The sequence below is a fragment of the Pseudoduganella sp. GW821-FHT05F09 genome (genome assembly GCF_059419605.1).
The window spans coordinates 30,104-47,849 of sequence record NZ_JBWKSD010000005.1; the positions used below are offsets into that span (position 1 = coordinate 30,104).

The 17,746-nt window shown below is 69.4% G+C and carries 20 protein-coding genes; 6 read left to right on the top strand and 14 right to left on the bottom strand.

Translation table 11 applies throughout. The features are described 5' to 3' along the window. Positions 1 to 186: 186 nt before the first annotated feature. From mscL to AC07S4_RS17040, 3 genes are read left to right on the top strand one after another with little or no spacing between them, the layout of a single operon-like run. Positions 187 to 606: a large conductance mechanosensitive channel protein MscL gene (gene mscL, locus AC07S4_RS17030; RefSeq protein ID WP_494987787.1), complete on the top strand. Its 420-nt coding sequence runs from the start codon at positions 187 to 189 to the stop codon at positions 604 to 606. Between the two features lie 48 nt (positions 607 to 654). Beyond that, a complete protein-coding gene (locus AC07S4_RS17035; protein ID WP_494987788.1) occupies positions 655 to 1,824 on the top strand; it encodes a S1C family serine protease in 1,170 nt (389 codons plus the stop codon). Positions 1,825 to 1,851: 27 nt separating this feature from the next. Beyond that, entirely contained in the window at positions 1,852 to 2,544 is a 693-nt protein-coding gene (locus tag AC07S4_RS17040) for a DUF2461 domain-containing protein (protein WP_494987789.1), read from the top strand. Here the strand turns inward: AC07S4_RS17040 and AC07S4_RS17045 are convergent. Next, on the bottom strand, positions 2,487 to 3,443 hold the full coding sequence (locus tag AC07S4_RS17045; RefSeq protein WP_494987790.1) for a LysR family transcriptional regulator: 957 nt from the start codon (positions 3,441 to 3,443) through the stop codon (positions 2,487 to 2,489). The genes AC07S4_RS17040 and AC07S4_RS17045 overlap by 58 nt on opposite strands. Before the next feature lie 86 nt (positions 3,444 to 3,529). On the opposite strand from AC07S4_RS17045, the gene AC07S4_RS17050 reads away from it, so the two are divergent. From AC07S4_RS17050 to AC07S4_RS17060, 3 genes are all read left to right on the top strand, one after another. Continuing rightward, positions 3,530 to 4,618, top strand: a complete 1,089-nt coding sequence (locus tag AC07S4_RS17050) for a tartrate dehydrogenase (protein ID WP_494987791.1) — start codon at positions 3,530 to 3,532, stop codon at positions 4,616 to 4,618. A 136-nt stretch (positions 4,619 to 4,754) separates the two neighbouring features. After that, positions 4,755 to 4,970: a hypothetical protein gene (locus tag AC07S4_RS17055; RefSeq protein ID WP_494987792.1), complete on the top strand. Its 216-nt coding sequence runs from the start codon at positions 4,755 to 4,757 to the stop codon at positions 4,968 to 4,970. 37 nt (positions 4,971 to 5,007) lie between these two features. Next, a complete protein-coding gene (locus tag AC07S4_RS17060; protein ID WP_494987793.1) occupies positions 5,008 to 5,769 on the top strand; it encodes a GIN domain-containing protein in 762 nt (253 codons plus the stop codon). A gap of 16 nt (positions 5,770 to 5,785) precedes the next feature. Here the strand turns inward: AC07S4_RS17060 and AC07S4_RS17065 are convergent, their stop codons facing one another. From AC07S4_RS17065 to AC07S4_RS17125, 13 genes are all read right to left on the bottom strand, one after another. Further along, complete coding sequence (locus tag AC07S4_RS17065; RefSeq protein WP_494988248.1) at positions 5,786 to 6,733, bottom strand: type II secretion system F family protein; 948 nt, start codon at positions 6,731 to 6,733, stop codon at positions 5,786 to 5,788. 11 nt (positions 6,734 to 6,744) lie between these two features. Beyond that, positions 6,745 to 7,737, bottom strand: coding sequence for a type II secretion system F family protein (locus AC07S4_RS17070; protein WP_494987794.1), 993 nt, complete (start codon positions 7,735 to 7,737; stop codon positions 6,745 to 6,747). A 21-nt stretch (positions 7,738 to 7,758) separates the two neighbouring features. After that, positions 7,759 to 9,126 carry a TadA family conjugal transfer-associated ATPase gene (locus tag AC07S4_RS17075; RefSeq protein WP_494987795.1) on the bottom strand — a complete coding sequence of 456 codons (1,368 nt, stop codon included), beginning with the start codon at positions 9,124 to 9,126 and terminating at the stop codon, positions 7,759 to 7,761. 31 nt (positions 9,127 to 9,157) lie between these two features. After that, positions 9,158 to 10,333 carry a CpaE/TadZ family protein gene (locus tag AC07S4_RS17080; protein WP_494987796.1) on the bottom strand — a complete coding sequence of 392 codons (1,176 nt, stop codon included), beginning with the start codon at positions 10,331 to 10,333 and terminating at the stop codon, positions 9,158 to 9,160. Positions 10,334 to 10,363: 30 nt separating this feature from the next. After that, positions 10,364 to 10,966 (bottom strand): TadE family protein, encoded by a 603-nt coding sequence (locus AC07S4_RS17085; protein WP_494987797.1) that lies wholly within the window; start codon positions 10,964 to 10,966, stop codon positions 10,364 to 10,366. After that, entirely contained in the window at positions 10,956 to 11,417 is a 462-nt protein-coding gene (locus AC07S4_RS17090; RefSeq protein ID WP_494987798.1) for a hypothetical protein, read from the bottom strand. The genes AC07S4_RS17085 and AC07S4_RS17090 overlap by 11 nt, the downstream gene beginning before the upstream one ends. After that, a complete protein-coding gene (locus tag AC07S4_RS17095; protein WP_494987799.1) occupies positions 11,414 to 12,859 on the bottom strand; it encodes a pilus assembly protein TadG-related protein in 1,446 nt (481 codons plus the stop codon). The genes AC07S4_RS17090 and AC07S4_RS17095 overlap by 4 nt, the downstream gene beginning before the upstream one ends. Next, positions 12,859 to 13,197, bottom strand: a complete 339-nt coding sequence (locus AC07S4_RS17100) for a hypothetical protein (protein WP_494987800.1) — start codon at positions 13,195 to 13,197, stop codon at positions 12,859 to 12,861. Before AC07S4_RS17100 ends, AC07S4_RS17095 begins: the two co-directional genes overlap by 1 nt. Next, positions 13,194 to 14,594, bottom strand: a complete 1,401-nt coding sequence (locus AC07S4_RS17105; RefSeq protein WP_494987801.1) for a type II and III secretion system protein family protein — start codon at positions 14,592 to 14,594, stop codon at positions 13,194 to 13,196. Before AC07S4_RS17105 ends, AC07S4_RS17100 begins: the two co-directional genes overlap by 4 nt. 8 nt (positions 14,595 to 14,602) lie before the next feature. After that, positions 14,603 to 15,451, bottom strand: a complete 849-nt coding sequence (gene cpaB, locus AC07S4_RS17110; RefSeq protein WP_494987802.1) for a Flp pilus assembly protein CpaB — start codon at positions 15,449 to 15,451, stop codon at positions 14,603 to 14,605. Beyond that, positions 15,448 to 16,842: a DUF8689 domain-containing protein gene (locus AC07S4_RS17115; RefSeq protein WP_494987803.1), complete on the bottom strand. Its 1,395-nt coding sequence runs from the start codon at positions 16,840 to 16,842 to the stop codon at positions 15,448 to 15,450. Before AC07S4_RS17115 ends, cpaB begins: the two co-directional genes overlap by 4 nt. 80 nt (positions 16,843 to 16,922) lie before the next feature. Further along, a complete protein-coding gene (locus AC07S4_RS17120; protein WP_494987804.1) occupies positions 16,923 to 17,459 on the bottom strand; it encodes a prepilin peptidase in 537 nt (178 codons plus the stop codon). A 59-nt stretch (positions 17,460 to 17,518) separates the two neighbouring features. After that, positions 17,519 to 17,698, bottom strand: a complete 180-nt coding sequence (locus AC07S4_RS17125) for a Flp family type IVb pilin (RefSeq protein ID WP_161074999.1) — start codon at positions 17,696 to 17,698, stop codon at positions 17,519 to 17,521. Positions 17,699 to 17,746: the final 48 nt, after the last annotated feature.

Sequence of the window (17,746 nt, forward strand, 5' to 3'; positions counted from 1 at the left end):
TTGCGAAATAGTTATTATGCGTTAACCAAGCTTCCAGCAACCTTAGATTATAGGTGAAGCCAAAACCGTTTTAAAGCGAAACGTTGCATTTGTCTAAATTCCGCCCCAACACGATCGCCGCAGACTATCGACCAGTTGCTAAAAAACACGTTATGATCAGCTACACAACATAGCAAGGAGTACACCATGGGCATGATGCAGGAATTCAAAGACTTCGCCATGAAGGGCAATGTGGTCGACCTCGCGGTCGGCGTGATCGTCGGCGCGGCCTTCAGCAAGATCGTCGATTCGCTGGTGCAGGACATCATCATGCCGCCAATCGGCAAGCTGATCGGCGGGCTGGACTTCGCCAACTACTACCTGCCGCTGAACGGCCAGGCCGCCAGCCTGAGCCTGGTCGAGGCCAAGAAACTGGGCGCCGTGCTGGCGTACGGTAACTTTCTGACCATCCTGTTAAACTTTGTCATCCTGGCGTTCATCATCTTCCAGATGGTGCGCCTGCTGCAGAAAGCCCGCAAAGCCGAACCCGTCGCGGTGGAGGCGCCGGCGCCGACCGCCGAGGACATCCTGCTGCTGCGCGAAATCCGCGACGCACTGAAAAAATAAGCCGGACGGCCCGCAGACCGTCCCGGCGGCAACCCCAAGGGCGGTGACATGCGACGACTGTGGTTATTGTTTGCTCAAGCGGTGACCGTGGTCCTGGCGCTGTACTTTGTCTACAGCGCCATGCGGCCGGACTGGCCCGGCCTGCCCGGATTCGCCGCCCGCCCCGGCGGCGCGGCCCCGGCGCCGCTTGGCGGCGCCCGCAGCTCCTTACTCGGCGGCAACACACCGCCCTCCCCCGGCTCCTACCGCGCGGCGGCGGCGCAGGCCATGCCGGCCGTGGTCAACGTGCTCACCACCAAGGCCCCGCGCCGCAAGCATCCGCTGACGCGCGACCCCTTCTTCAAGAAATTCTTCGGCGACCGCGACCGTGACGGCGACGAGGACGACCAGTCCAGCCTGGGCTCGGGCGTCATCGTCAGCGCCCAGGGCTACATCCTGACCAACAACCACGTGGTGGACGCCGCCGACGAGATCCAGGTGGTGCTGGCCGATGGCCGCAAGGCCGCCGCCAAGGTGGTGGGCACCGACCCGGAGACCGACCTGGCCGTCATCAAGGTGGACCTCGACAAGCTGCCCGTGATCGTGCTGGGCCAGGCCGACCAGGCGCGCGTGGGCGACGTGGTGCTGGCCATCGGCAACCCCTTCGGCGTGGGCCAGACCGTGACGATGGGCATTATTTCCGCCCTGGGGCGCAACAATCTGCACATCAACAACTTCGAAAACTTCATCCAGACCGACGCCGCCATCAATTTCGGCAACTCGGGCGGCGCGCTGATCGACACCAGCGGCAAGTTGCTGGGCATTAACTCGGCGATCTACTCGCAGACCGGCGGCTCGGTCGGCATCGGCTTCGCCATTCCGGTTTCCACCGCGAAAACCGTGATGGAGGCCATCATCGCCTCCGGCCACGTGGTGCGCGGCTGGATAGGGGTGGAGTCGCAGGAGATCACGCCCGAGCTGGCCGACAGCTTCGGCCTCAAGGTGCAGACCGGCGCCATCATCGCCGGCGTGGTGCGCAATGGCCCGGCCGACAAGGGCGGCATGAAGCCGGGCGACATCCTGCTGTCGGTCGAAGGCAAGACCGTGGCCGACACCAACGACATGCTGAATCTGATCGCCCAGCTGCCGCCGGGCGAAAAAGCTACAATGCGGGTGCTGCGCAAGAGCCGCGAGACGGAGCTTGCCATCACCGTGGGCAAGCGCCCTGTTTCACGCTAAGTTACAAGACAACCATCCCTATCCCCTATGCATCTGCGCGACCTGAAGAACTACCTCACCGAACTGGCCGACAACAACAACCGCCCCTGGTTCATCATGAACAAGCCGCGCTACGACATCCTGCGCGAAGAATTCCTGGAGGTGGTCACCCAGGTGATCGCCGAGCTGGGCAAGTTCGACCCGGCGGTGAAGTTCTGCAATCCGAAGAAGGCCATGTTCCGCATCAACCGCGACGTGCGCTTCGCCCACGACAAGAGCCCGTACAAGACGCGCTTCTCGGCCGCCATCGCGCCGAACGACATGCGCCGCCCGTCCAAGGCCGGCGGCCCGACCTATTACTTCCAGCTGGACGGCGAAGGCCGCCTGCTGTTCGGCGCCGGCGAATACATGCCGCCGCCGGAACGCACCAAGGCGCTGCGCCGCCACATGGTGGAAGACGCGGCCGGGTTTTCCAAGGCGCTCAAGAACAAGGCGCTGAAGGCGCGCTACGGCACCATCCAGGACGAAGGCAAGCTGCAGCGCCCGCCCAAGGGCTTCGACGCGGACCACGAGCACATTGAGTTCATCAAGCTGAAAAGCTTCTTCGTGTGGACCGAGATGCAGCTGGACCTGAACAAGCCGGACCTGCTGCTGCCGTTGATCGCCAACGGCCTGAAGGACGCCTACCCCCTGGTGACCTGGATGCGCTCGGCCAAGGTGGAAGAAGAAACGGAAGCCTGAGCGGCTTCCTGCGCCAGCCACTGCTCGATAAACTCCACGCACACCCGCACCTTGGCCGAGGTGGACAGCCGCGACGCGTACACGGCCCACACGTCGGCCGGCTGCGCGTAGGCCGGCAGCACCCGCAGCAATTCGCCGCGCGCCAGCGCCGGCCCCACGTCCCACACCGAACGCAAGATGATGCCGTGGCCGTCCAGCGCCCACTGGTGCACAATCTCGCCGTTATTGGCCGACAGCGCGCCGGCCACCTTCACCGCTTCCACGCCGTCCGGGCCGGCCAGCAGCCAGCGCCCGACGTCCTGGTCGCGCTCGCGGATGACGATGCAGCGGTGCTGCGCCAGCTCGGCCAGCGTGGCCGGCGCGCCGTGCCGCGCCAGATAGGACGGCGCCGCGCACAGCACGCGCTGGTTGGCGGCGATGCGGCGCGACATCAGGTGCGGCTCGTGCGCCTCGCCCACGCGGATATCAAGATGGAAGCCTTCGCCTATCAGGTCCACCGGCCGGTCCAGCAGCTCCAGCTGCACCTCCAGCGCCGGATAGCGCAGCGCCAGCGCCGAGATGGCGGGCGCCACACGGTTGCGGCCGAAGCCGGAACTGGTGCAGATGCGCAGCAGGCCGCTGGGCGCGCTCTGCCCGCTCGACACCGCGTCGCGCATCTGGTCCACATCCTCCAGTATCCGCAGCGCCCATTGCAGCACCACGCCGCCCTGCTCCGTCACCGCCACGCTGCGCGTGGTCCGGTGCAGCAGCTTGACCTGCAGCGACTGCTCCAGCAGCGCGATGCGCTTGCTGACATAAGCGTTCGATACGCCCAGCGCGCGGGCGGCGGCGGCAAAGCCGCGCTCGCGCACCAGGGTGCAAAATAGCCGCAGGTCGGCCAGCAAGGGTTGATTGTTCACGATTCATGCACGCCGGAATTACGAATCAGCCGATTATAGCGCTGCCGATTAACGCTATGCTGGATCCCACATCAACCGGAGGATCCATGAAAACGCACCGCATCGCAGTCATCGCCGGCGACGGCATAGGCCGGGAAGTCATGCCGGAGGGCCTGCGCGCCGTCCAGGCCGCAGCGCGCAAGCACAAGCTCGCGCTGGAATTCACCACCTTTGAATGGGCCGACTGCCACTACTACGCCAAACACGGCAAGATGATGCCGGACGACTGGTACGCGCAGTTGAAGGACTTCGACGCCATCTACTTCGGCGCCGTCGGCTGGCCGGACACCGTGCCCGACCACGTTTCGCTGTGGGGCTCGCTGATCAAGTTCCGCCGCGAGTTCGACCAGTATGTGAACCTGCGCCCCGTGCGCCTGATGCCGGGCGTGCCCTGCCCGCTGGCCAACAAGCAGCCCGGCGATATCGATTTCTACGTGGTGCGCGAAAACACCGAGGGCGAATACTCGTCGGTGGGCGGGCGCCTGTTCGAGGGCACGGAGCGCGAAACCGTGCTGCAGGAGTCGGTGTTCACGCGCAAGGGCGTGGACCGCATCCTGAAGTACGCCTTCGAGCTGGCGCAGAGCCGCCCGAAAAAACACCTGACCTCGGCCACCAAGTCCAACGGCATCGCCATCAGCATGCCCTACTGGGACGAGCGCGTGAAGAATATGGCGGGCGACTATCCCGGGGTGCGCTGGGACCAGTACCACATCGACATCCTGGCGGCGCGCTTCGTGCTCAGCCCCGAGCGCTTCGACGTGGTGGTGGCCTCCAACCTGTTCGGCGACATCCTGTCCGACCTGGGGCCGGCCTGCACCGGCACCATAGGCATCGCGCCGTCGGCCAACCTGAACCCGGACCGCACCTTCCCCTCGCTGTTCGAACCTGTGCACGGCTCGGCGCCCGACATCGCGGGCAAGAACATCGCCAACCCGGTGGCCATGATCTGGTCCGGCGCGCTGATGCTGGACTTCCTCGGCCAGGGCGACGCGGCGCAGCAGGCCGCCTTCCAGGCCGCGCACGGCGACATCATGCGCGCCATCGAGACCGTGCTGGTGGATGGCCCGCGCACGCCCGACATGGGCGGCACGGCCAGCACCACCGCCATGGGGATGGCCGTGGCCGCGCTGATCTAGCGCCCATATTTGCAGTTCATGTCGCCGAATTGACAGTTCGTCGCACTCCGGTGGAGTGCCGCCGTGTGTTTATCTATAGTTCACTCAACGCAAACGCAAACACACCCGCAGCACCCACCAGACAAGGAGAAATATCATGAACATCGCTAAAAACATGGAAGCCATCTTCATCGCCGCAGTCGCCCTGGCCAGCGCCGCCAGCTTCGCCACCGCCGCCGTGCCAATGACCGCGCCAACCGCACCGGCCGCCCCCGCCGCCGTGGTGGCCAAGGCTCCCGCCGCCGCCATGCCCGTGGTGACGATTACCGCAAAACGGCTGAGCGCCGCCGAAAAAGCAGCGCTCGCCAACTAACGCAGCATCGCCGCACACCACTTCCACGGAGCACGCAATGAACAACTTTATCAGCGCCACGATGATGGCAGCCACCCTGTACGCGGCGCACGGCGCCACCATCGCGCAGGAACTGGCCAGCGAAAGCCGCCGCATCGACGCGCGTGCCGTGAAGGTGGTGCTGGACGGTGTCATCAGCCTCAACGTCAAGCAGGGCGCGACCGCCTCGCTGGTGGTCAGCGGCGACAAGCGCTACCTGACCAAGGTGACCGTGGTGCAGAACGGCGACACGCTGCGCATCGGCACGGAACTGAACGGGGTGCAACTGCACAACCACCAGCTGCGCGCCGAACTGACGCTGCCCAATCTGCGCGAGCTGGTGTCGGCCGGCGTGGGCTCGGCCGACGTGAGCGGCTTCACCGGCGACGAAATGCGCCTGGCGCTGGAAGGCGCGGGCGCCGTCAACGTCACCTCGCGCTACCGCAACGTGAACGCCAGACTGACCGGCGTGGGCAGCATGCACCTGAATGCCGGCGAGGCTGAAACCGTCGGCCTGGATTTGCGCGGCGCGGGCCAGATCGTGGTCAGCGGCCAGAGCAAAAACCTGAACGCCAAGCTGGGCGGCATCGGCAGCCTGGACGCGCAGCAGCTGCGCGCCGACAGCGTGGACGTGGACCTGAGCGGCCTGGGCGGCGCCACCGTGTATGCCAAGACCAGCGCCAACCTGCGCCTGACCGGCCTCGGTTCGGCCACCGTGTACGGCAAGCCCGCCAACCGCAGTGCCAGCGCGCGCGGCCTGGGCAGCGTGGCCTGGAACTAGCACCGCCGGGCGCGCCTCAGTGCGCGCCGGCGGCCGGCGCCATCACCTTGCCCAGCTGGATCAGGGCCGGTCCGAGCAGCACCATCATCAGCGTCGGGAAGATGCAGAAGATCAGCGGGAACAGCATCTTCAGCGCGATCTTCGCCGCCGCTTCTTCCGCCATCATGCTGCGTTTGCCGCGCAAATTCTCCGCATGCACCCGCAGCGAGTCGCCCATGCTGGTGCCGAAGCGCTCGGACTGGATCAGCATGGCCACCAGCGTGTCCACGTCCTCCACCCCGCTGCGCAGCGCCAGGTTGCGCAAGGCCCGCTCCTTGCTGAAGCCGGCCCGCATCTCCATCAGCACCAGCTGCAGCTCCTGGGCCAGCACCACGCTTTTGAGGTGCACCTCGCCGGCCACCTTGGCCAGCGCGCGCTCCAGGCTCAAGCCCGCCTCCACGCACACCGTCAGCAAGTCCAGCGCATCCGGCAGATGCTCGAAGATGTCGCGCTGGCGCGCGGCGGCGGTGCGCGCCAGCAGCACGTTGGGCAGGTAGTAGCCCAGCGCCGCAGAAGCCAGCAGGCCGGCCAGCCAGCCGCGTCCCACGGCGCCGCCGGGCGCGTCCGCCGAAAACGCCCAGGCCAGCACGGCCAGCAGCGCCGGCAGCAGCAGCGACAGCAGGGTCTTGGCCGCGAAGTACAGCGTGGGCGCCGAGGCGTGGCGCCAGCCTGCCGTCATGAAGCGGGTGCGCAACGGCGAACGCTCCCAGCCCTCCTCCGGCAGCGACAGCCGCACGAAGGGCTGCGCCACCTTGGCCGCGCGCTCCACCCAGCCGGACGGCGCGTCCGCGCGGCTCTCCGGCAGCGCGTGCGCGGCCAGGCGCTGGCGCAGCGCGCCGGGGGCCAGCAGCGCCATGGCCGCCAGCGCCACCAGCGCCACCACCACGAAGACCACCAGCAGGAACAGCAGGTGGTTCAGGTCCAGTGCCGGCGCGTTCACAGGCGTATCCTGATCAGCTGGCGCATCCACAGCAGCCCGGCCAGCATGGCGGCGGCGCCGTACCACAGCATTTTCACGCCGCCCGGGTCGGTCCACAGCACGCTGATGTACTCGTAGCTGGTGAGCGACATCATGGCGATGGCGCCCAGCGGCAGCAAGCCCAGTATCCAGGCCGACATGCGGCCCTCGGCCGTGAGCACGCGGATCTGCCCCAGCAGCCGCAGGCGGGCGCGCACCATGCGCGCGATATTACCCAGCAATTCAGCCAGGTTGCCGCCCGACTCGCGCTGTATCAGCACCGCGATCACCAGGTAGCGCAGATCGGTCAGCGGAATGCGCGCGCCCAGGTTGTGCAAGGCTTCGTTCATCGGCACGCCGTAGTTGATCTCCTCGTAGGCGGTGCGGAATTCGCTGCCTATCGGCTCCGGCATCTCGTTGCCCACCATGTGCAGCACGTTGGCGAACGAGTGGCCGGCGCGCAGCGCGCGGCTGAGGAAGTCGGCCGCCTCGGGCAGCTGTTCCTGCAGCCGGGCCAGGCGCGCGCTGCGCGCCCGGTACAGCAGCAGCGCCGGCGCCAGCAGGGCCGCCGCCAGGGCCAGCATGTGGGCGGGACGCGGCAGGCCGGCCAGCGGCGGCGCCACGGCGGCGGCCAGCAGCAGGCCCGCCTGCACGCCCAGCAGGCGCGCCACGCTCCAGCCCAGGCCGGCCTGCAGCAGCAGCCGGTCCAGCAGCGCCGCCAGCGGCAGCAGGCGCGGGCGCCGCAGCAGCGCCTCCAGCCAAGGCGCGGCGCTGTAGCGGCGCTGCTTGAGGATGGTGACGCGCGGCGCCAGGCCGCCGTCCTCGCCGCGCGCGGCCATCAGTTCCAGGCGGCGCGCAATGCGGCGCGCGCCGCCGCCGTGGGTGCCGGACCACCACAGCCAGGCACCCTCGATCAGCAGGATCACGGCGGCGAACAGCAGCACGGCGAAAGCGGAAAAGACCAGGTCCATGGCAGCTCCAGTGTGGGTTCTTTATTCGTAGATCTTGTCGGGATCGAAAGCGCTGTCCGGCACGGCCGCGCCGAACATGCGCAGCCGTTCCGCAAAGCGCGGCCGCACGCCGGTGGCGCGGAACTGGCCCTGCACCTTGCCCTCGGCATCCACCCCGGTTTGCTCGTAGCGGAAAATCTCGTGCATGGCGATCATGTCGCCTTCCATGCCGGTGATCTCCTGCAGGCTGACCAGCTTGCGCGCGCCGTCCGTCAGGCGCGACACCTGCATCACCACCGTCAGGGCCGAGCAGATCTGCTGGCGCGTGGCGCGCGGCGTGAGCGTGAGGCCGGCCATGCCCACCATGTTCTCCAGCCGCGACAAGGCGTCGCGCGGCGAATTGGAATGGATGGTCGCGAGCGAGCCCTCATGGCCGGTGTTCATGGCCTGCAGCATGTCCACCGCCTCGGCGCCGCGCACCTCGCCCAGGATGATGCGGTCCGGACGCATGCGCAGCGCGTTGCGCACCAGCGCGCGCTGCGTGACCTCGCCCTTGCCTTCGATATTGGGCGGCCGCGTTTCCAGCCGCACCACGTGCGGCTGGCGCAGCTGCAGCTCGGCCGCGTCCTCGATGGTGACCACGCGCTCGCTGCCGGGAATGAAGCCGGACAGCACGTTGAGCAAGGTGGTCTTACCGCTGCCGGTGCCGCCCGAAATGAGGATGTTGATCTTGGCGTGGCCCAGCGCCTCCAGCACCTGCACCATGGGCGGCGTGACGCTCTTGTAGGCCAGCAGGTTGGCCACCGTCAGCGGCTGCACGGCGAAGCGGCGGATCGACAGCATGGGACCGTCGATTGCCAGCGGCGGAATGATGGCGTTCACGCGCGAACCGTCCGGCAGGCGCGCGTCCACCATGGGGCTCGATTCGTCGATGCGGCGCCCCACGCGCGACACGATCTTCTCGATGATCTTCATCAGGTGGGCGTTGTCGTGGAAGGTCACGCCGCTCAGCTCGAGCCGGCCGCCGCGCTCCACGTAGACCTTGGCCCAGGTGTTGACCAGGATGTCGGACACGCCGGCGTCCGCCAGCAGCGGTTCGAGCGGACCGAAGCCCAGCATCTCGTGCTGGATGTCGAGCACCAGGCGGTGCCGCTCCTGCTGGTTCAGCACAATGCGCTCGTCCTCGATCACGCGCTGCACCAGCAGCGCCAGTTCGTGCTTGAACTGCTCCGGCGTGAGCCGCTTCAGGCGCTCCAGGTCGATGCGGTCCAAGATGGTCTGGTGCATGGTCTTGCGCAGCTCCTGGTAGGCCGCGTCGGGCAGGCTGCCCATCGCCCCCGGATGCAGGCCGACCACGCCGGCGCTGCCCCTTGTTTCGTCGCCACTGGCCAGGCGTTCGCGCAAACTCATGGTGCTCTCCTTGGATGGGTTACAGCTGGAACTACAGTTCAGACTCGCTGCGGCCGAACAGGCGGTCGAACAAGCCCTTGCTTTCCGGGACGCGGCGCGCCGTCACCACTTCCACCAGGTCGGCCAGGCTGCGCGCCACCGGGCTGCTGCGCGAGAGCTGCAGCAGCGGCACGCCCTGGTTGACCGAGTCGGTGGCGGACAGGTAGTCGTTGGGCACCGTGTGCACCACTTCCGCGCCCAGCGCCTGTTCCAGGTCGGCCAGGCGCAGCTTGCCTCCGCGCTCGTAGCGGTTGACGATCAGGCGGATGCGCTCGCCCGGATAGCCGAGCGAACGGAAGATGTCGAGCAGGCGGCGGCCGTCGCGGATGTCGGGCAGCGCCAGCTGCAGCACCGGGTAGATGGCGTCCGCGCTGTCGAGCGCGCGCAGCGAGATCGCGTCGATCTGGCGGCCCACGTCCAGCACGATGTAGTCGTAGTGCTGGCGCGCCACGCGCATGATGGCGTCCATATGCTCGGGCTTCATGGTCCCGGCCTGGTGCGGATCGTCGGCCGCCGCCAGCACGCCGAAGTTGGGCGTGACGTGCACCAGGCAGGAATCGAGGAAGGCGCCGTCCATGCGCGCGATCTGGGCGCAGATGTCGGACAGCGTCATGGCCGGCTTCTGGTCCGACACGTACAGGGTGGCGTCGCCGAACTGGCCGTGCAGGTCGATCAGCAGCACCTTGCGCTCGGCCAGCACCGCCAGCGCGTAGCCGAAATTGGTGGCCAAAAAGGTGGCGCCGCTGCCGCCCTTGCAGGAGATGAAGGCCAGCGCCTTGCCGTCGCGCATATGGGCCACGCCGGTCTCCACCTCGATGCGGTCCATCGCCTCGTGGAAGGCGCGGTGCACCAGCGGCAGCGGCAGCACCTCGCGCATGCCGGCGCGCATGGCGCGTATCAGCAGCTCCTGCTGCGGCCCGCGCGTGAGCAGCATGCAGCTGGCGCGCGGGTAGTGCTTGACCAGGCGCTCGACCAGCTCGGCCTCCTCCGGCGCCACCTCGCTGGCGTCGAGTATCACCAATTCGGGCGGCTCGGCCAGCACGCGCTCGACCGCGTCGCGCAGGCCCAGGCGCGAGGCCACCAGCTGCACCGCCGGCATGCGCGCCGATCCCTGCGCCGCCACCTCGGCGTGCAACAGGCTGTCCCGGCTTATCATCAGGGCTTTCATGGGCATTCCTTCCTCAAGTGGTGCGCCGTGTCAGGGAGGCGGCGGGGCAGGCGCGGCGCACAGCGCGCTGCCCGGCTGGTATCCCAGCGCGCCGGCGCGCGCCGTGGAATCCGAGGGCGGCAAGGCCAGGCCTTGCCAGTTCATCCGCGGCAAAGGCGGCAGCAGCGGCTCGAACGGCACCGGCTGGCAACTGTCCGCGTCGGCCGGGCTGCAGATGCTGGCCCGCACAAAGCGGATGCAGTCGCTGCCGTTCGGGTTGCGCAGGCAGTACAGCAGGTTCAGCGCCGGGCACGGCGCGCGCGCGCCCGCCGCCACCGGCTGCAGCGCGCCGGCGGCGTTCTGCCACAGGTACTCGATGCGCAGATAGCTGCCGTCGACCGGCGCCCCCATCGCCAGCGGGCCGGCGCCGGTCCGCAGCAGCGCGCGCCGGCGCAGCTGCTCCATCGCCGCCGCGTCGTTGTAGTCGGTGACGGCGGCGGCGCGCACGGCGGCGCGCGTGACTGCCTGCAGCGTGTTCCACAGATACACCAGGCGCGCGCACTCCAGCAGACCGTACATGACCACCAGGAACAGCGGCAGCGCCAGCACCAGCTCGACCAGCACGGCGCCGCGCGCACGGCGTTTAGTTTTCATAGCGCAGCACCACTTCCGTCCGCAGCAGCAAGCCGTCGTGGCCCAGCAGAAAGCCGCTCAGGCCGTCCCACTGGGCCGCGTGCACGGTAAGCAGCATGCTCACCTTGATGCGCTGCGGCAAACTGGTGGCGACGCCGCAGGCGGCATCGCACACCACGGCCAAGCTCAGATCCGACGTGTCGATGTGTTCGCCGCCCAGCTGCGCCAGGACCTCGGCGCGCAGCGCCGCCTCCGCCTGCTGGTAACTGGCCACCTTGCCCATCTGCAGGCGCGGCAGCGCCGCCATCCGGCTCGCCGCCGCGTAGGCCGCTTTTTCCAGCAGCATCTGCTGGCGCATGGCGCGCCCCACCGTCAGCACGCAAGGCGCCACCCAATACGTCAGCAGCAGGATCAGCGCCAGCTCCACCAGGATGGCGCCGCGCACGCGGCCCCTGCGCAGCGCCGCCTTCATCGGTACAGCTCCACGCCGCCGCCCAGATCGTTCTCATCGGCCACGCCGATGAATTCGCCGTACACGCCGTCCGAGTCGGCCTGCGCCGTCATCAGGAAGCGGCCCAGCGCCAGCGCCACCGCCTGCGTGTCGGCGCCGGGCGCCACCGGGCATTGCAGCAGCGGAATGGTCAGCACGCGCCGCCCCGCCAGCGACGGCTGGGACGGCGGCAGGAAATAGCTGCCGCTGGTGCGGAAATACGGCGCCGTCGCCGTGTACGCAGGGGCCGAGGGCACCGGGCCGGCAGTCACCGGATACAGGAAGGGCCATTGGCTGCGGAGGATGGCCGCGCCGCCCGCAGCCTGCTTGGCGGGGCCGTAAGTCCACAACGGGCCATACTTGGCCGCGTCGTCGGGGCCCGTGGCGCGGTCGGCCACGGTGTTGTACTTTTGGCCGGACGCGGCCGCGGCCGGCTGCGCGCTGGGGCCGGCGGGCGGCGGCACCATCCAGGTCGCGGCGCTGGCCGTGCCGAACTCGCGCACATTGGTGTCCGGCGGCGCGGTGGCCGGCACGCAGGCCAGCGCGCCGGCGCCATACACGCCGAAGCGCGAATTGAGCTGCTCGCCCAGCGTGAAGCCGGCCGGGCGGCGCAGCCTGAGCGCGGCGCCCGTGACGCGCGGCAGCTGCACCGTGCCACTGCACATGAAAGGCGCCAGCACCGCGTCGCCGGTCTGCTGCACCGGCCCCGGCGCGGGGCCGGCATACTGGAATGGATCGACCAGAAAATATTCCGCCGTGCTGGTGTTCACCCCGGCGTTCAGCTTGAGCAGGTTGTAGGACACGCCGTAGCGGAAGCCGTAGCTCACCAGCTCCTGCGCGCCGGCGCCCGTTCCGGTGGAGGCGGCGCCGGGATTGATGCGCGTGCTGCTGGCGGCGCCCATGGCGCAGATGGCCAGCGGCGTCACCTGCGCCCGCGCGCGCCCGGCCACGGCGCGGCCCACCATGCTGACCTGCCGGGCGACGCCGGCCATGCGCAGGAAAACGGTGTTGACCAGGCTCGCGTCGAGTTCCCGGGTGTCCACTTTGGCGTAGGCCAACCCGGCCGGCGCGGCGGCGGCGGCGGCCGCGTCCACCCAGGCCGCGTCCGCCGCGTCCGGGGTGGCGCTGAATGTGAGCGCGGCCGGCTTCCAGGACAGCGCGCTCCCCTGATAGCTCTGCTGTTCGGCCACGATGCGTGCCTGGTCGGCCGCAATGCCCACCCCGGCCGCCGTGCCGTCCAGCGAGCGCGCGGCGGCCAGCGCCGCCGCGTCCGCCAGATTTTGCAGGCGGCTTTTTTGCTGGTACAGCAAGGACAGGTCCAGCGCCATGCCGATCACGCACAGCAGTACCGGCAGCAGCAGCGCGAACAGCAGGGACAGCACGCCACGCTGGCGCGCCGGGCTGCGGTGGACGGCGCGGCGCATCACTTGGCCCCGCTCACGCCGATGGTGAAGCTGCCCTGTTGCGGCGCCGCTTCGGTAAAACTTTTTTGGTAGCGGCCCTGCGCCTGGCTGGCGGCGCCGCCGTCCATGCCGGCCGCCGCCTGGCCGCGCGCGTGGGCCTGGCGGGCCGCGTCCGGATTGGCGATCTGCAGCGCCAGTGTGGCGCGGGTGGCCTCGCCGAAAGGCAGCGGCGCGACGCCGGCGCCGGGCTGCTGCGCGCGCCCGGCGGCGCAGCCCGACAGCAGCACAGCCAGCAGCAATATCGGCAATGCCGTCGCCGCCAGAGGGGCGCGCGGGCGGAATGGTAAGCGTGGCGTCATGGTTGTCCTCCTTGCGGGCGGGCGCCCAGGAACAGTTCGCCGCGCGCCGGCGGCGCCATGCCGCCGGTGGGCAGCACCGGTTCGCCCGGCGGCAGGGGCTTGACCAGGTGGGCGGTGATGACGAACAGCAGTTCGCTGCGGTCGTGCTGGAAATCGGTGCTGCGGAACAGCGCGCCCAGCACCGGCAGTTCGCCCAGCAGCGGCAGGCCCTTGACGCTGGTGTTCTGGGTGTTGCGTATCAGGCCGCCGATGGCGAAGCTCTGGCCGTCGTACAGCTGCACCGTGGTGGTGGCGCGGCGCGTGGTGATCAGCGGCAGGATGGCGCTGCCGGTAAAGCCGGTGGCCGTAATGCCTATGCCCTCGCGCGCCAGCTCCGACACCTCCGGCGCCACCTTCAGGTTGATGCGCCCGCCCGCCAGCACCGTGGGCGTGAAGCGCAGGCCCACGCCGAACTCCTTTTCCTCCAGCGTGACCTTGTCCTTGTCCTGCGCCACCGGGATGAAGATCTTGCCGCCGGCCAGGAAGCTGCCCTCCTGGCCGCTGATGGCCATCACCGTGGGCTCGGCCAGGATGCGCACCAGGCCGTCCTTGCGTTCGGCGTCCAGCGTGATGCGCTTGTTCTCGCCCTTACTCAGGTCGAGCCGGCCGCCCGCCACCCCGGACAGGAAATTGGACAGCACGGTGGTGGCCCAGCCGCCGCCGGCGTAGTGCAGCATCACGCCCGCTTCCAGCTTGTCGAGCAAGGTCTTGGACACTTCGGCGATTTTCACTTCCAGCATCACCTGCTGTGGCGCCGTCACGGCCAGCAGGTTGACCACGCGGCTCAGGTTCGCGCCCGCGGCGCCCGGCGCGGCGGCGGCCGGCTGCGGCGCGGGCTGCGGCGCCTTGTCCTCCGCCGCGCGCGCGACCGCCAGCGGCTGCACCGGCCGGCGCACAAAGGCGTGCGCCAGTTCCAGCACATGCATCAGCGTGGCGCCGTCCTCCACCGTGCCGCTCAGCACCAGCGCGTCGCCGGCCGCCGTCACGCGGATGTTTTTCTCCTGCGGCAGCAGCTCGGCCAGCGTGCCTTTCAGGCCGGCCACGTCCATGCCCACCACCAGGTCGATCAGGCTGCATTTGCCGCTCTTGCCCTGCACCACCATATTGGTGCTGCCGATATCCACGCCGGCCACGTACAGCGTGTCCGGGGCCACCAGCATGGCTTGCGCCACGGCCGGGTTGCCTATGCTGCGGCTGGCCACCGGCTCGGGCAGGCGCAGCAGGGTGGACTTGCCCGGCTGCAGGGCCAGGCTGTGCTGGGCCGGCGTCTCGCCCGAGCAGCGCGGCCCCTCGCCGGCGGGCGCCGCCAGCGCCTGCTGCACGCAGCAGGCCAGGGCCAGGATGGACAAGATTTTCATGGCGGGCCTCACAGGCATTCCCGGCTGCTGTGCAGGCCGTTGATCACGCTGATGCACTGGCGCGCCGGCGCGGACGCCAGTTGCGGGCGCGGCGCGGCGGCGGCCGGGCGGACCGGCGGTGCGGAGGTTTTGGCGGTTTCGGCGGCCGGGGCCGGCTCGTGCAGGCCCAGCAGCGTGCCCTTGGTGGCGCCGCTGGTCACGCCCGGGCGCGGGTCGACCTGGTTGCGCAGCGCCAGCGACAGGCTGCCCACGCTGCGCGCCAGGTCCAGGTGCTCGGCCTGCTCCGGCGTCACCTCCAGCGTGACGGCGTTCACCACGCGCGGCTTGGTGTCGTCGCGGCTCACTTCCTGCGCCACCGCCAGCACCAGGATGCGCTCCAGCACGATCTTGGAAATATCGCGCTGCTGTTGCTGCTCGCCGGCCTGGGTGTGCACGATGATGTCGACGAAGTTGCCCGGCAGCGCAAAGCCGGCCACGCCCACCACGTCGTTGACGCGCACGGTGATGGCGCGCTTGCCCTCGGCGATCAGCGCCGACAGGCCGCCCAGCGTGCCGGCCGGGGCCAGCTTGGCCTCGCTCAGCGGTTCGCCGCGCAGCACGCTGGTCTTCAGCACCCGGCCGCTGAGCCGGGCCGGATCGCGCAGCGCGCCCGGCGGCAGCGCGTCGGCCGGCCAGTCCGCCAGCTTGAACATGTCCGGCGCCAGGCGCTGGCCCAGGTTGACGTCGGCGGCGGCCACCACGATGCGGCCGGCCGCGCCGGGCGTTTGCCGCAGCAGCCAGCGCGACGCCAGCAGCACCGCCGCCAGCCCCAGCACCGCCGCCAGCCCCAGCATCAGGTAAGCGCGCCGGTTTTTCATGCCGCCCTCGCCCGCAGGCAGGCCTGCCCGGCATCCGCCTGGGCCTGGGACTGCACTTCGGCCGGCCAGCAGGCGGCGAACATGCTAGACCAGGCCTGGTCCAGCGCCGCCACCGACAGGCGCGGCGGCTGGCCCGCGTAGCCGGCGAAGTCGGCGATGCGGCCCAGGATCTCGCGCGGATAGCTGGCCAGCAGCGGCTGGCCGCTGCCCCGGTGCAGCTCCTCGATCAGGTAGCGCAGGCCGGCGTCGTCCAGCGCCACGCCGGCGGCGCGGCACTGCAGGCGGAACAGGCTGCGGTAGCTGGCCTCGCTGAGCGCGCCCACGTGGACCTTGTAGCCCAGCCGGCGCAGCGCCGAGCCGTCCAGCAGCACCTGCGGCGCCAGGTTGGTGGCGAACACCAGCATGGCCTGGAAAGGCATGGCGAATTTGTGGCCGCCCTGCAGCGACAGCTGGTCCTGGCCCGCGTCCAGCGGCTGGATCAGGCGGTTCAGCAGGGCCGGCGCGCTCAGGCGCTGGCGGCCCAGGTCGTCGATGATGAACAGGCCGTGGCTGGCCTTGCAATGCGGCGGCGCCTGGTAGCAGCCGGAGAAGGCGTCGTGGCGCAGCTCCAGCATGGACTCGTCCAGTTCCGCCCCCAGCTGCACCACCGGCCGCTGGCACAGCACCCAGCGCGCGTCGGTGCTGCGCCGTTCCAGCGGCTGGCGCCCGGCCGCGCCCGGCGGCAGCGACGGCGGCAGATGCAGCGCCGGATCGTACAGCTGGATGATCTCCTGCCCCACCGCCACCGCGTGCGGCACCAGCACCGTGCCCTGCAGCAGCCGGCCCAGCTTGCGCGCCAGCGTGCTCTTGCCGCTGCCGGGCGGACCGTACAGCAGCATGGAGCGCCCGGCGTGCATGGCCGCGCCGATCAGGTTGCGCACCGCCGGCTCCAGCCCGGCCTCGCCGAACACCGCTTCCACGTCCTCGGCGCTGGGCACCGGCAGCTGCGCCGCCTGGCGCGCGGCCATGGCGCGCCAGGCCTCCAGCGTCACCGGCGCCGGCCCCTGGTAGGGCGAACGCTCCAGCCAGCCGGCGGCGCGCAGCTTGCCCGCCGCCGTCAACTGGTATTGCACGTCGATATCGGCGTCGCCGCGCCAGGCCACTTCGGCCAGCTGCTCGGCCACCATGAAATCGAGCGCCTCGCGCAGCACATTGATCGACAGCCGCAGCCGCGTGGCCAGGATGGGCAGATGGGTGCGCCCGGCCACATACATGGCCTTGGCGGCCAGCTCCACGATCAGTTGCAGTTCCAGTCCGGTCTCGCGCACGCATTTGGGCTGCGGCGGCAGCAGCGCGCCTGGGACGTCTTCCTCGCAGCGGGTAGCGGGCAGTGCGGTGGCAAACTCCATCATGCGATTCTCCTGGTAAATATTGCGATGAGGAATCGATACTAGCAAGGGTGAACCGGGACGATATTGAGCTACAGCAAAGGCTAAGCGCGCCAGTGCGGCGCCAGCACCACGCCCGCCGTGCCCAGCGCCACGGCCACGCCATAGGGCATGCCGCCGACGCTGTGGCCAGGCTGCAACGGCACCGCCTGCAGGGGCACGCCCGCCAGGCGCAGCAGGGCCGGCAGCAGCATGGCGCGCAGATTGGCCAGGCCGCGCCGCCACCGGCCGCTGGCCGCCATGAGCAGCAAGCCGAGCACGCCGCCGGCCGCAAAGCTCAGCAGAGCGATATCGAGCGCCTGCAGCGGACCGCTGAAAGCGCCCACCATGGCCATCAGCTTGACGTCGCCGGCGGCCATGCCGCGCAGCAAGTACAGCGGCAGAAACAGAAAGAAGCCGGCCAGCAGCCCCGCCAGCCACTGCGTCAGCAGCGTATGCGGCGGCCCGGCCAAGCCGTGCAGCACCAGCGCCAGCAGCAAACCGCTGAGCACCAGGGCATTGGGAATCTTGCGCAGCGCCAGGTCAGTGGCGGCCGCTTGCAGCACCAGCCACAGCAACAGCACCTCGGTCGCGGTCCACATCGGGTCCTCCCAGCGGGGAATGGGCGCGCCGCACCGGATCAGCGGCGCGCCCGGCTGCGTCAGACCACGTTCATGGCGGTGATGATCTCGCCGAACGCCGCCACGATGGCCGCCCTGAGCGGCGTGAACGCCACCGCGATCACGCCGGCCATGGCCGCCGCGATCAGCCCATATTCGATCGCGGTAATCCCCTCCTCATCCCTGGCAAAGTCACGGGCTGCCTGCATAAAACTGTTCATGATGGTCCCCTTGAAAAGAAATCAAAGCTACGCCCTGGCACAGCCGGT